Genomic DNA, 12,853 nt, shown 5'->3' with positions numbered 1-12,853 from the left:
CAGATGACGAACAAAGTTTTGCGGGGGCTGCAGGCCGCAGCCCTCTCGGGGACGCTTGTGCTCAGTTCCGGGCTTGCCTTCGCGGCGGACCCGGTGAAAATCGGCGTGCTGGAGGACCAGTCCGGCGATTTCGCCGTGGCCACCATCGGCAAGGTGCACGCCATTCAATTGGCCACCGAGGAGATCAACAAGGCCGGCGGCATCGCCGGCCGGCCTATTGAGCTGGTGATCTACGACACCCAGTCGGACAACACCCGCTACCAGGAATTCATGCGCCGCGTGCTCCAGCGCGACAAGGTGGACGTGGTGTTCGCCGGCTTCTCCTCCGCCTCCCGCGAGGCCTATCGGCCCATCGTCGACCAGTTGAACGGCTTTGCCTTCTACAACAACCAGTATGAAGGCGGCGTGTGCGACGCGCACATGGTGGTGACCGGCGCGGTGCCGGAACAGCAATTCTCTACCCTCATTCCCTGGATGATGGAGAAGTACGGCAAGAAGGTCTATACGCTGGCCGCCGACTATAATTTCGGCCAGATCTCCGCCGAATGGGTGCGCCAGATCGTCAAGCAGAATGGCGGCGAGATGGTGGGCGAGGACTTCATCCCGCTGGGCGTGTCGCAATTCTCGCAGAACATCCAGAACATCCAGAAGGCCAAGCCCGATTTCGTGGTGACCTTGCTGGTGGGCACCGCCCAGGCCTCCTATTACGAGCAGGCCGCCGCCGCCAATGTGAACCTGCCCATGGCCTCCTCGGTGAACGTCGGCCAGGGCTATGAGCACAAGCGCTTCAAGCCGCCGTCGCTCAAGGACATGTATGTCACCACGAATTATATCGAGGAGATCGACAGCCCGAAGAGCAAGGAATTCCTCGCCAAGTTCAAGGCCAAGTTCCCCAACGAGCCTTATGTGAACCAGGAAGCGGAAAACTCCTATCTGGCGGTCTATCTCTATAAGCAGATGGTGGAGCGGGCCAAATCCACCAAGCGCGACGACATCCGCAAGGTAATCGCCCAGGGCGACGTGTGCATGGACGCTCCCGAGGGCAAGGTGTGCATCGATCCCAAGAGCCAGCACATGTCCCACACCATCTATCTCGCCAAGGTGGGTGCGGACCATTCCATCACCTTCCCCAAGGTGTGGGAGGACATCAAGCCCTACTGGCTGGGCGAAGCCGGCTGCGACCTGACCAAGAAGGATCCGATGGCGCAATACACGCCCTCCAATCCGCCGCCGAAGCCCTGATTCACCGCGCCTGAGCTTCCGCTCAGCAGTTCCAGCCGCGCCATGCACCCCACGCTGCCGGAATTGCCCTGCCGTCCCGTGGTCCCCGCCACGGGACGGCATCCGCCCTGCGCTCCTTTAGCTTTCCACGCGGTGTTGATCGACGATGGATCTCGGAACCCTCATCTTCTCGGCGCTCTATCAATTCGCCGATGCGTTCGCCTTCCTGGTCCTGGCGGCCTGCGGGCTGGCGGTGATCTTCGGCATGATGGGCGTGATCAACCTCGCCCATGGCGAGTTCATCATGTGCGGCGCCTATGTCTCGGTGGCCGCCGCCCGCGCCGGCCTGCCGCTGCCGCTGGCCATTCTGGCGGGGGCTCTGGCCTCGGGCCTTGTGGGCATGCTGGTGGAACGAGTGGTGATCCGCCATCTCTATGAGCGCCCGCTCGATACCATCGTCGCCACCTGGGGCATCAGTTTGATCGCCACCCAAGGCACGCTCATTGTGCTCGGCTCCACCATGCAGGGCATGGGCACGCCGTTCGGCAGCTTCCAGGTGGGCGCCTATTCCTATTCGCTCTATCGCGTGGTGCTGTTTTTCTCCGCCTTGGGGGTGCTGGCGGCGCTCTATGCGCTGTTCAACTGGACGCGCTTCGGCGTGCTGGCGCGGGCCACCATCCAGGTGCCGCATATGGCGGCAGCGCTGGGGGTGGATACGCGCCTCGTCTACAGCCTCACCTTCGGCCTCGGCGCCGCTTTGGCGGGGCTGGCGGGCGGGCTCTATGCGCCCACCATGACCCTGGTGCCCACCATGGGCGCCACCTTCATCATGGAGGCCTTCGTCACCGTGGTGGTGGGGGGCGCCGACGTCTTCCTCGGCACCGCACCGGCGGCGGCGATCCTGGCTCTGGTGAAGGCAGGCATGACCTCCTGGCAAGGCCAATTGTTCGGCCAGATCGGCCTGCTGATGACGGTGATCGTCGTCATCCGCGTGCTGCCCAAGGGCATTTCCGGCTTCCTGCTGCGTGAGCGGGCGTGAGGACAAGACCATGAACGCCCTCTCCCGCTTTCTCTCCCGCCTGGAAGGCCCGCAGACCCTGGGGCGCGGCCCGCTGTTCTGGGGCGGCTTCTGTGTGGTGCTGGCCGCCGCCTGCGCCTATCCGCTGCTGGTGGACGGCTATACGGTGGGCAACACCGTCTATTTCTTCACCTGGGTGTTCATGGCGCTCGGCCTCAGCGTGATCTGGGGCTATTGCGGCGCGCTCAGCTTCGGCCAGACTGCCTTCTTCGGCATCGCAGGCTATGGCTATGGCATCCTCACATTGAACTTCGGCAGCGACTACGGCTTCACCTTGGTGGCGCTGGTGCTGGCGGTGGCGCTGGCGGCGCTGTTCGCGGCGCTGCTGGGCTATTTCCTGTTTTTCGGCCGCATCTCGGGCGTGTTCCTCGGCATCGTGACGCTGTCCATCACCTTGGTGCTGGAACGCTTCATGGCCCAGACCGCCGGGCCGGAATGGAAGATCGGCACCGCCCGCCTCAACGGCTTCAACGGCATGAGCAACATGCCCTCCCTCACCTTGCCCTGGCCGGGCGGCGACATCGTGCTCTTCCCCGACGTGCCGCTCTATTTCTTCGTGCTGGGGCTGCTGGTGGTGGTCTATCTCGGCTTGCGCATCCTGGTGAACTCGGCCTTCGGCAATGTGCTGGTGGCCATCCGCGAGAATCCGGAGCGGGCGGAAATGCTCGGCTATGATGTGCGCAAATATCAGCTGGTGGCGTTCGTGATCGGCGCTGCCTTGGCCGGGCTCTCCGGGGTGCTCTATACCACCTGGGGCCAATATATCACCCCGTCCAGCATGAGCATGACGGCAGCGGCGCTGCCGATCATCTGGGTGGCGGTGGGCGGGCGCTCGGACCTCACCACCACTTTGATCGGCACCATCGTCGTGCTCTCCGGTTTCCAGACCCTGACCATCTACGGCAGCCAATATGCGCTGGTGGTGATGGGCCTGCTGCTGGTCATCACCGTGCTGGCCGCCCCGCGCGGCCTGATCATGGCCTGCGCGGAGGGCCTCGCCCGCCTCGGACGGCGCAATGGGGGGAAAGCCTGATGGCCTTGCTCCAGACCCAAGCGCTCAACAAGCATTTCGGCGGCCTCCATGTGACCAATGCGGTGGACCTGACCCTGGAACAGGGCGAGATCCACTGCCTGATCGGCCCCAATGGCGCCGGCAAGAGCACCTTGTTCCGCCTCATCCTCGGCGAGCACCGGCCCAGCAGCGGCAGCATCACCTTTGCCGGCGAGGACATCACCGCCCTGCACTCGTTCGATCGCATCCGCCGCGGCATCTCGGTGAAGTTCCAGGTGCCCGGCGTGTTCAAGGGCCTCTCCGTGCGCCAAAACCTGGAGATCGCCCTGCAGCGCAAGCAGTCCGGCGCCGCCTTGCGCGGGCGCATCGACGAACTGCTGGAGTTCCTCGGCCTGAAGGCCGATGCCAGGAGTCTGGCCGGCAGCCTCAGCCATGGGCAGAAGCAATGGCTGGAAATCGGCATGGCCATCGCCCTGGAGCCGCGCCTGCTGCTGCTGGACGAGCCCACCGCCGGCATGTCGCCGGAGGAAACCCACGCCACCGGCGAACTGGTGCGACGGCTCAACGCCAAGGGCATGACCGTGCTGGCGGTGGAACACGACATGGCCTTCGTGCGGCAGGTGGCCCACACCGTCACCGTGTTGCATCTGGGCAAGGTGTTCGCCCAGGGCTCCATCGATGCCATCGTCGCCGATGAGCGGGTGGCGGCCATCTATCTGGGGCAGGCCCATGCGTAAGGAAGTCATCCTCTCCACGCTGGGCCTGCGGGCCGGCTATGGCGGCAAGCCGGTGCTCCAGGGGCTGGACATCGAGATCCGCGAAGGCGAGATCGTAGCCATCATCGGCCGCAACGGGGTGGGCAAGTCCACCCTGATGAAGAGTCTCATCGGCCTCGTGCCGGCCATGGACGGCTCCATCATCTATCGCAGCGCCGCCATCGAGAAGCTGCCCGCCCACAAGCGGGCGCGGCTGGGGCTCGGCTATGTGCCCCAGGGGCGCGACGTGTTTCCCCGCCTCACCGTGGCGGAGAACATCGCCGTGGGCGCGGCCTTGAAGGGCACGGCGCGCGAGGAAGATCTCGCGCCTCTGTTCGCCGCCTTCCCGATCCTGAAGGAGCGCTGGAGCCAGCGGGCCGGCACCATGTCCGGTGGCCAGCAGCAGCAATTGGCCATCGCCCGCGTGCTGGTGGCGAGACCCAGCCTCATCCTGCTGGATGAGCCCTCAGAGGGCATCCAGCCCAATATCGTTCAGGACATCGCCCGCAACATGGTGGCCCTGAATGCCGCCACCGGCGTCACCTTGGTGCTGGTGGAGCAGAATATCGACATGATCCGGGCCATGGCCCAGCGCTGCTACGTGATGGACAAGGGCCGCATCGTCGCCGCCCTCGACCGCGCCGCCCTGGACGATGCCCAAGAGATGCGCCGCCATCTGGCGGTATGAGTTCCTATTGAGTGAAGAAACAACAAGGGAAGATCACCATGTCCTGGCTCGAAAGCTCCATCATGGCCAAGAAGGGCGTCGCGGGCGGCGAGGCGCGCACCCGCCACGCCATCACCGAGGCCACCCAAGGCACCTATCATTATGTCTATGGCCCGTTCGTAAAGCCCACCCTGACCGTCGATCCCGGCGCGGTGGTGTCGGCGGAAACCCATGACGCCTTCGAGGGCAAGATCCAGCACGAGACCGACAAGCCCTCGGAAATCCTCAACTTTCCCTATCTCAACCCGCAGAACGGCCCGATCTATGTGAATGGCGCCAAGAAGGGCGACACCCTGGCGGTCTATATCGAGAGCATCGTGCCCCGCGGCCCGCAGCCGCGCGGCACCACCGTGGTGATGCCCGGCTTCGGCGGCCTGGTCTCCACCGATCACACAGCCATGCTGCATACCCCCCTGCCCGAGGTGGTGAAGAAGCTGCACATCACTTTGGAAGAGGGCACCAAGTGGAACGACAAGATCACCTTGCCCTATGAGCCCTTCATCGGCACCATCGGCACCTCGCCGGAGATCGAGGCTATTTCCTCGCTCCAGCCGGACTATTACGGCGGCAACATGGACATGCCGGACGTGGGCGTGGGCGCGGTGGTCTATCTGCCGGTGAACACCGATGGCGGCCTGCTCTATCTGGGCGATTGCCACGCCGCCCAGGGCGATGGCGAATTGTGCGGGGTGGCCATTGAGCACCCCACCGTGACCACGGTGCGCATCGATCTCATCAAGGACTGGACCATCAAGTGGCCGCGGCTGGAGACGGCGGACTTCATCATGTCCATTGGCTCCGCCCGCCCGCTGGAAGATGCCGCCCGCGTCGCCTATCGCGACCTGATCCGCTGGATGGCGGCCGACTACGGCTTCACCGAGATGGACGCCTACATGCTGCTGACCCAGGCGGGCCGGGTGCGGCTCGGCAATATGGTGGATCCCAAATACACCATGGGGGCCTCCATCAAGAAGGCCTATCTGGGCTGAGCTGCTGATCGCACGCTTGAGGAATTCAATAAGGGCATTCCCGCACTCACCACCGTCATGCCCGGCCTTGTGCCGGGCATCCACGCCGAGCCGCTTGTCCTTTCATCGGAAAGTCACTCCTGGCCGCGGGGCGTGGATGGCCGGGACGAGCCCGGCCATGACGAACGGAAACGGGCGCGGCAAGTTCTCAACTATGCACTGAGCATTTGCTCATCTTTTCTTGATATCCACCGATGCGCCGCAGGATTGCGCCTATGTCCCAGATCGTGAAAGTCGCCACCGTCCAGTTCGAGCCCACATTGGGGGAGAAGGAGCGCAACATCGCCGGCCTGCTGGCCCTGTGCGAAGACGCCGCGAAGGCCGGCGCCCGCCTGATCGTGACCCCGGAAATGGGCACCACCGGCTATTGCTGGTTCGACCGCGCCGAGGTCGCGCCACAGGTGGAACCGGTGCCCGGCCCCACCACCGCGCGCTTCTCAGCTTTGGCGAAGGCTTATGACTGCTGGATCGTCGTCGGCCTGCCGGAGATGGATGACGACAACATCTATTACAACAGCGCCGTGCTGATCGGCCCGGATGGCGTGGTCGGCACCCACCGCAAGAGCCATCCTTACATCTCCGAGCCGAAATGGTCGGCGCCGGGCGATCTGGGCCATCAGGTGTTCGAGACCCCCATCGGGCGTATCGGCCTGTTGATCTGCATGGACATCCACTTCATCGAGACCGCGCGGCTGATGGCGGTGCAGGGCGCCGATGTCATCTGCCATATCTCCAACTGGCTGGCGGAGCGCACCCCCGCGCCTTATTGGATCAGCCGCGCGTTCGAGAACGGCTGCTATGTGATCGAGGCCAATCGCTGGGGCCTGGAGCGCACGGTGCAGTTCTCCGGCGGCAGTTGCGTCATCGCCCCGGACGGCACCCTGGCGGCGGTGATCGACGGCGGCGATGGCTTTGCGCTCGCCGACATGGATCTGGACCTCGCCCGCGCCCGCACCGTGCTGGGGGAAAGCGTGTTCGCCCAGCGCCGGCCCGAGCTTTATCCCGAATTGTTGAGCGATACCTTCAGCTGGAACCCGCTGGATTTCTTCGCGCTCTATGGCCACCACCCGCTGCCGCCGGGCACGGTGTCGAAGGTGAGCGTGGCGCAATTTGCCCCCACCGCCGACGTCGCCGCCAATCTCACCCGCATCACCGCCTTCGCCACCCAGGCCCGCGCCGAGGGCGCCGATCTGGTGGTGTTCCCCGAACTGTCCCTCACCGGCCTGGACGATCCCGCGTCCCGCACCGAGGCCATCCCCGGCCCCTCCACCCGCGCGCTCATGGCGCTCGCCACCCGCCTGCGCATCCACATCGTCGCCGGGCTGGCGGAAGCGGCGGGCGATGCGCTCTACAACAGCGCCGTGCTGATCGGCCCGCAGGGTCTCGTCGCCGCGCACCGCAAGCTGCATCTGGCCACAGCCGACCGGGCCTGGGCCAGCGCCGGCGACACCTGGACCACCGCCGATACGCCGCTGGGCCGCATCGGCCTGCTCATCGGCCATGATGCGACCTTCCCGGAATCCGGGCGCATCCTGGCGTTGCGCGGCTGCGATCTGATCGCCTGCCCGTCCGCGATTCCCGGCCGCTTCAGCTTCGGCCATGACGGCAGCAGCGTTGCCCAGAGCTGGCCCATTCCCACCGGCGCGGATGCCTATCACTGGCACCATTTCCGGGTGCGGGCGGGCGAGAACAATGTCTTCCTCGCCTTTGCCAATGTGAGTGCGCCAGAGGCGGGCTATCCCGGCCTCAGCGGCGTGTTCGGGCCGGATACGTTCGAATTTCCCCGCCGGGAGGCCCTCGTCACCGAGGCCGAGGGGCTGGCCACCGCCCCCGTGGACACCTCCAACCTCGACAGCCGCTATCCCACCAACATCGTGCGGCGCAAGGATCTGGTGTCCATGCGCCTGCCGCACCATTATCGCGAGCTGGTCCGCAGCCCCAACCGGCTGCGCGTCCCCGCCATCTAGCAATCAAACCGAAGGAGCCGAGCATGGATCTGGGACTGAAGGGCGCCAAAGTGCTGGTCACCGGCGGCACCAAGGGCATCGGGCGGGCCATCGCCGAGACCTTCGCCGCTGAGGGGGCGGATGTGGGCATCTGCGCCCGCAATGCCGCCGAAGTGGCCACCATGGTGGCATCGCTGCAAAGCCAGGACAAAGTCGCCTATGGCGCGGCGGTGGATGTGTCCGACGGCCCGGCGCTCAAGGCCTGGGTGGCAGACATGGCCGAAACCCTGGGCGGCATCGACGTGGTGGTGGCCAATGTCAGCGCCCTGTCCATCGGCCCCGATGAGGACAGCTGGCAGCGGTCCTTCTCCACCGACATGATGGGCACGGTGCGGCTGGTGGATGCGGCCATGCCCTATCTGGAGAAGAGCGCGGCGCCGGCCATCGTCACCATTTCCAGCGTCTCCGGCCGCGAGGTGGATTTCGCCGCCGGCCCCTATGGCACCTTCAAGGCGGCGATCATCCATTATACCCAGGGCCTGGCGTTCCAGCTGGCGGGCAAGGGCATCCGCGCCAATTCCGTCTCTCCGGGCAATACCTATTTCGAGGGCGGGGTGTGGAACATGATCAAGGACGGCAACCCCGAGCTTTACGCCGCCTCGCTGGCGCTCAACCCCACCGGGCGCATGGGCACGCCGCAGGAAATGGCCAATGCCGCCGTGTTCCTGGCCAGCCGCGCCGCCAGCTTCATCACCGGCGCCAATCTGGTGGTGGATGGGGCGCTCACCCGCGGGGTGCAGTTCTGATGGCGGTGACGCATGGGGGATTATCTGCTCGCCATCCGCCGCGGCGCGACGCAACTGGCCCATCGCGAGAGCCAGGCCACGGTCCAATCCCTGGCGCTGCTGGTGGCAAGCGCCTGCCATGCCCCGTTGGATGAGGCCCATCCCGGCGAAGACCTCTCCCGGGAGGCCGTGCGCAGCCGCATCAAGCGGCACATCGACGAGAATCTCGGGGTGGCTGCGCTAGGCATCGAATCCCTGTGCCGCTCCTTCGGCCTGTGGCGGGCGGGTCTGTACCGGCGGATCGGATAACGGGTTCTATATCAATATATTAGGGCACATCATCCCGCCGCGCGCTCAGGGCGCCGTCCAGCGGCCCGAGCCCGAGGGCGTTCTGTGCAAAGGCGGGTTCCGGCTGCGCCCCCGGCGCAGCGTCTCGGCCGACAAGCGCGGATGACGGCGCTGATACTCCCGCCGAACCTCAGGTGCCGCCAACAGGCCCCACCGCTGCGATACCGGGGACGTATCGCACAACGGCACCTCGGCACCGATACACAAGTATATTTTCTTTCAATTTCTTTCAATACCATCATTTCGCGATATCATATTCGCCACACTCCGCGCCTATTGGCAGGCAATCTGTCCTGAGGCTGTCCACATGACTGCTGCAGGCGTGACATCACTGAAAATCGAATTTATAGACTATCCCATCAAAACGCTTCGTGGTGGGGGCTACATGAAATCTATCAATATCTTTCAAACCTGCATTCAATTACAGGCGCCTGATACAGCTTAAGCTCGGGCATATCCGTCCTTCATCTCGGAAATGATTACGCCCCCGGCCCACCGGTGCGGGCGAGCCTATTGCTATGGAGCCTGTCATGCGTTCTCTTCTCTCCGTGTTTTCAGTGGTGTTGCTGTCCTCGACAGCCTTCGCCCAGACTGCGGCACCGCAATACTCCGCGCTGTGGAGCCTGGGTGACAGCCTGACGGACGTGGGCCGCACGGGCGCCAGGACGCCGTACCCGAAAGGGAGCCTCTACTACAACAATCACTTCTCGAACGGGCCAGTCTGGGTCGAATATCTGGCGCAGCAGAATCGGATTCCCTACAATTCCGATCGCAACCTGGCGTGGGGTGGGGCCGTTACCGGCGATTATTACGACAAACGGCTCTACATCATCAACCATCTGGAAAACCAGGTCCGCCAGTTTCGCAACGGCGTGACTGGGGGTGAATTTTCCTGGTACGAGCAGATGCCTTGGACATGGCAGGTGTCCAAGATGCAATCCGCCGCCTATGGCGCTAAGCCCCTGGTCACCTTGACCATCGGCGGCAACAATTTTCGCCAGTATGTGGAAGATGGCCGCGTTCAGAACTTCTTCGGCTTCAAGGACGGCATTTCCAGAGAGAAGAATGCCATACTGGACAACGTTCCCACGGCGATCCGCGATATTCAGAACGCATTCAACAGCCGCTCCGACGTCGCCCAGCGCGGGGCGACCTATTATGTCTGGACCATCGCGGACATCAGCACCACCCCCAAGATCGCCACCGAGAGCGCAGCCTTGCGGCAGGAACTGAGCACCACGGTCAGCCAGACCAATCGCGGCCTGAAGGACAATCTCTACAAGCTCGGCGACGAGTTCGCGCGCACCAGCCCGAACTCACGCATCATCGTCGTCGATGCCGCCGCCTTCCTGGCGGAGGTGCAGGCCAATCCCACATCCTTCGGCTTCCTGAATGCCAAGGACAATTGCGTGGCCGCGGACACCGGCAAATATGTGAACGGCTGCTCGCAGGCCAATGTGCAGAATTACCTGTTCTGGGATGAGTTCCATCCCACCACCAAAGCGCACGAGATGATCGCGCAATACGCCACCACCACCGACTGGCTGGAGTATGGCGCGGCGGTGACGCTCTCCTTGCCCTATGTGGCCAATATCGAGATCCGCGACCGCACCTTTGCCGGCACCATCGGCGGCACCGGCTCCATGATCAAGCAGGGCGAGTCCACCCTCACCCTCGCCGGGCAGAACACCTATGCCGGCGGCACCCGGATCGACGCCGGCACGGTGCGGGTCTCGTCTGACGCCAATCTCGGCGATCGCTCCGGCCTGCTGACCCTGCAAGGGGGCGCGCTCTCCGCCAGCGCCTCGTTTGCCATGCAGCGCAATGTGCAGATCAATGCCGCCGGCGGCACGTTCGACACCAGCGGCGGCGTCACCCTCACGCTCCAGAACAACACGCTGAGCGGCGACGGCCGGCTGACCAAGACCGGCACCGGGACGCTGGACCTGCGCTCCACCATGAACACCTCGGCCAACAGCCAGAACCTCACGACGGCTTCGTCCACCGCGGGGCGGCAGCTCACCACGGTGGCGGCGGGCACGCTCAAGGTGAACACCGTCAATCCCTACATCTCCTACCGCATCGAAGTGGCCGACAACGCCACCCTCGGCGGCTCGGGAACGGTGACCACCACCAGCCGTGGCACCGTCAGCACGGACGGGCGCGCGGGCGGTCTTTATATCGGCGGCACGTTGGCGCCGGGCAATTCCATCGGCACGCTGACCATCAATGGCGATGTCACCTTCACCGACACCGGCCGCTACCAGTTGGAAGTGGACAATAACCGCGCCGACCAATTGGTGGTCAACGGCACCATGACGCTCGACGGCCAGGTGGTGATCGTCACCGACCCCACCGACAAGATCACCAGCCAGAGCTTCACCTTCGCCGCATCCGCCGGAGCGCTCAGCGGTGCCTATGACGGCGTATTGGATCTCAGCCCGTTCCTGTCGGAGACGCTGAGCTATAGCGGCAATGCCGCCACGGTTCAGTTCCAGCGCAATTTCGCCGCCCCGGCCACCACGGCCAATCAGCGCGCGGTCGCCGCCCATCTCACCGGCGCCTATCGCTCCTTCGCCCAGGGCGACCTGGACACCGTCTTCTATGGGCTCGACACCACGGAGACGAACGCGGCCGGCGCCAATGCCCTCGACCAGTTGTCCGGCATCTCCATCGGCGATCTCATGACCTCCGATGCCATCCAGCGCGGGCAGTTCACCCGCGCCATGGAGGACCGCATGTGGTCGCGCCGCTCCGGGCGCGAGGCCGCGGGCAGCGGCACCGATGTGGCTGCGCTCAGCCTCGGCCAGGATACGTCCGGCCTCGGCAACGTGCTGCGGGGCGCCTCCGCCGCGGTGGCGCAGGCCGCGCCCGGCCAAGGCACCGGCGGCATGGACGGTGTCTCGGCCTGGGCGCGGGTGATGGGTGGCCCTTCCACCATCTCCGGCCCCGGTGGCTACGACATGACCGGCCTCGGCGTCATGCTCGGCCTGGATCGCAGCTTCGGCAATGGCCTCATCGGCGCCAGCCTGGCCTATGGCGCGTTCGACAATGACGGCAACACCGGCGGCGACGGCAGCGCGGACAGCTACCAGGCGTCCCTTTATGGCTCCTGGCAGCAGGGCAACCTGTTCGTGGATGGCACTTTGGCCTATGCCTATGTGGATTATTCCACCACCCGGTCGCTGGCCTTCGGCACCTTGTCCCGCACCGCATCGGGCGGGGCCAACGGCAATGACGTGATGGCCTCGGTCAAGGCCGGCGGCACCTTCGGCCTGAATGCCGTGGCGATCGAGCCGAGCCTCGGCTTTGACTGGTACCATCTCACGCGCGGCGTCTTCACCGAGACCAACGCCGGTTCCGCCGGGCTCAGCGTCGGCTCGCAGGACATGGACCTGATCATGCCGTCCATCGGCGTCCGGCTCTCCAGCGTCGTCAATGCCGCCACCTTCGCCATCACGCCCGAACTGAACGCCCGCTATTACTATAATTTCGGCGATCAGAACGTGACGACGACGGCGGGCCTGATCGGCGCACCGGCGGCGCCCTTCACGGTGGAAGGCACCGGCCTCGGCCGCAACATCGCTGTGCTCTCCGCCGGCCTCACCGCGCAGCAGGATGCCAACCTGAAGGTCTCCACCCGCTATGACCTGCAGTTCTCCAACGACGTGACCGCGCAGGTGTTCTCGGTGGACCTGAAGTATCGCTGGTAGCCAACCTCGCCCATGCGCCGGGCCGTCATGGCCCGGCGCATGGGCCCCTATTCAAGTCTGATGCCGATATCCTGGGGGGAAGGTGGCCCCACCGGGCGACACACCGGGGACGACCATATCCCGTGCGACAGGCCCATCGCGGCAAGCCCCCTCGCCATCCCCCGGATCACACCGCACCGCCATCCGCCGCGGCCTCGCGAGGCCCCTCAGCCGCACCCATCCCGACGAAACCCATCCGCG

General features: G+C 65.0%; 10 protein-coding genes. All 10 read left to right on the top strand.

Going from position 1 to position 12,853, the window contains the following annotated elements:
- Window positions 1-3: 3 nt before the first annotated feature.
- The 10 genes from AAG816_RS01065 (at window position 4) to AAG816_RS01020 (ending at window position 12,613) form a co-directional block, all read left to right on the top strand.
- Window positions 4-1,242 (top strand): urea ABC transporter substrate-binding protein, encoded by a 1,239-nt coding sequence (locus AAG816_RS01065; RefSeq protein WP_341987450.1) that lies wholly within the window; start codon window positions 4-6, stop codon window positions 1,240-1,242.
- A gap of 145 nt (window positions 1,243-1,387) precedes the next feature.
- Window positions 1,388-2,260 (top strand): branched-chain amino acid ABC transporter permease, encoded by an 873-nt coding sequence (locus tag AAG816_RS01060; protein ID WP_341987449.1) that lies wholly within the window; start codon window positions 1,388-1,390, stop codon window positions 2,258-2,260.
- 10 nt (window positions 2,261-2,270) lie between these two features.
- Window positions 2,271-3,332: a branched-chain amino acid ABC transporter permease gene (locus tag AAG816_RS01055; RefSeq protein ID WP_341987448.1), complete on the top strand. Its 1,062-nt coding sequence runs from the start codon at window positions 2,271-2,273 to the stop codon at window positions 3,330-3,332.
- Window positions 3,332-4,048: an ABC transporter ATP-binding protein gene (locus AAG816_RS01050; protein ID WP_341987446.1), complete on the top strand. Its 717-nt coding sequence runs from the start codon at window positions 3,332-3,334 to the stop codon at window positions 4,046-4,048. The genes AAG816_RS01055 and AAG816_RS01050 overlap by 1 nt, the downstream gene beginning before the upstream one ends.
- Window positions 4,041-4,754: an ABC transporter ATP-binding protein gene (locus AAG816_RS01045; RefSeq protein WP_341987445.1), complete on the top strand. Its 714-nt coding sequence runs from the start codon at window positions 4,041-4,043 to the stop codon at window positions 4,752-4,754. Before AAG816_RS01050 ends, AAG816_RS01045 begins: the two co-directional genes overlap by 8 nt.
- A gap of 38 nt (window positions 4,755-4,792) precedes the next feature.
- Complete coding sequence (locus AAG816_RS01040) at window positions 4,793-5,782, top strand: acetamidase/formamidase family protein (RefSeq protein WP_341987444.1); 990 nt, start codon at window positions 4,793-4,795, stop codon at window positions 5,780-5,782.
- Between the two features lie 254 nt (window positions 5,783-6,036).
- Entirely contained in the window at window positions 6,037-7,788 is a 1,752-nt protein-coding gene (locus AAG816_RS01035; RefSeq protein WP_341987443.1) for a nitrilase-related carbon-nitrogen hydrolase, read from the top strand.
- Window positions 7,789-7,811: 23 nt separating this feature from the next.
- Complete coding sequence (locus AAG816_RS01030) at window positions 7,812-8,573, top strand: SDR family NAD(P)-dependent oxidoreductase (protein ID WP_341987442.1); 762 nt, start codon at window positions 7,812-7,814, stop codon at window positions 8,571-8,573.
- A gap of 12 nt (window positions 8,574-8,585) precedes the next feature.
- Window positions 8,586-8,861, top strand: coding sequence for a hypothetical protein (locus AAG816_RS01025; RefSeq protein WP_341987441.1), 276 nt, complete (start codon window positions 8,586-8,588; stop codon window positions 8,859-8,861).
- A gap of 569 nt (window positions 8,862-9,430) precedes the next feature.
- Complete coding sequence (locus tag AAG816_RS01020) at window positions 9,431-12,613, top strand: autotransporter domain-containing protein (protein WP_341987440.1); 3,183 nt, start codon at window positions 9,431-9,433, stop codon at window positions 12,611-12,613.
- Window positions 12,614-12,853 lie beyond the last annotated feature (240 nt).

The organism is Azorhizobium sp. AG788, from assembly GCF_943371865.1.
GTDB lineage: Bacteria > Pseudomonadota > Alphaproteobacteria > Rhizobiales > Xanthobacteraceae > Azorhizobium.
Note: the sequence above shows the minus strand (reverse complement) of the source record. Positions and strands in the feature narration are given on the sequence as shown.

Excerpts from the sequence above, each read along its gene's own strand:
- AAG816_RS01065 (WP_341987450.1), top strand. The coding sequence starts at position 4 with ATGACGAACAAAGTTTTGCGGGGGCTGCAGGCCGCAGCCCTCTCGGGG.
- AAG816_RS01060 (WP_341987449.1), top strand. The coding sequence starts at position 1,388 with ATGGATCTCGGAACCCTCATCTTCTCGGCGCTCTATCAATTCGCCGAT.
- AAG816_RS01055 (WP_341987448.1), top strand. The coding sequence starts at position 2,271 with ATGAACGCCCTCTCCCGCTTTCTCTCCCGCCTGGAAGGCCCGCAGACC.
- AAG816_RS01050 (WP_341987446.1), top strand. The coding sequence starts at position 3,332 with ATGGCCTTGCTCCAGACCCAAGCGCTCAACAAGCATTTCGGCGGCCTC.
- AAG816_RS01045 (WP_341987445.1), top strand. The coding sequence starts at position 4,041 with ATGCGTAAGGAAGTCATCCTCTCCACGCTGGGCCTGCGGGCCGGCTAT.
- AAG816_RS01040 (WP_341987444.1), top strand. The coding sequence starts at position 4,793 with ATGTCCTGGCTCGAAAGCTCCATCATGGCCAAGAAGGGCGTCGCGGGC.
- AAG816_RS01035 (WP_341987443.1), top strand. The coding sequence starts at position 6,037 with ATGTCCCAGATCGTGAAAGTCGCCACCGTCCAGTTCGAGCCCACATTG.
- AAG816_RS01030 (WP_341987442.1), top strand. The coding sequence starts at position 7,812 with ATGGATCTGGGACTGAAGGGCGCCAAAGTGCTGGTCACCGGCGGCACC.
- AAG816_RS01025 (WP_341987441.1), top strand. The coding sequence starts at position 8,586 with ATGGGGGATTATCTGCTCGCCATCCGCCGCGGCGCGACGCAACTGGCC.
- AAG816_RS01020 (WP_341987440.1), top strand. The coding sequence starts at position 9,431 with ATGCGTTCTCTTCTCTCCGTGTTTTCAGTGGTGTTGCTGTCCTCGACA.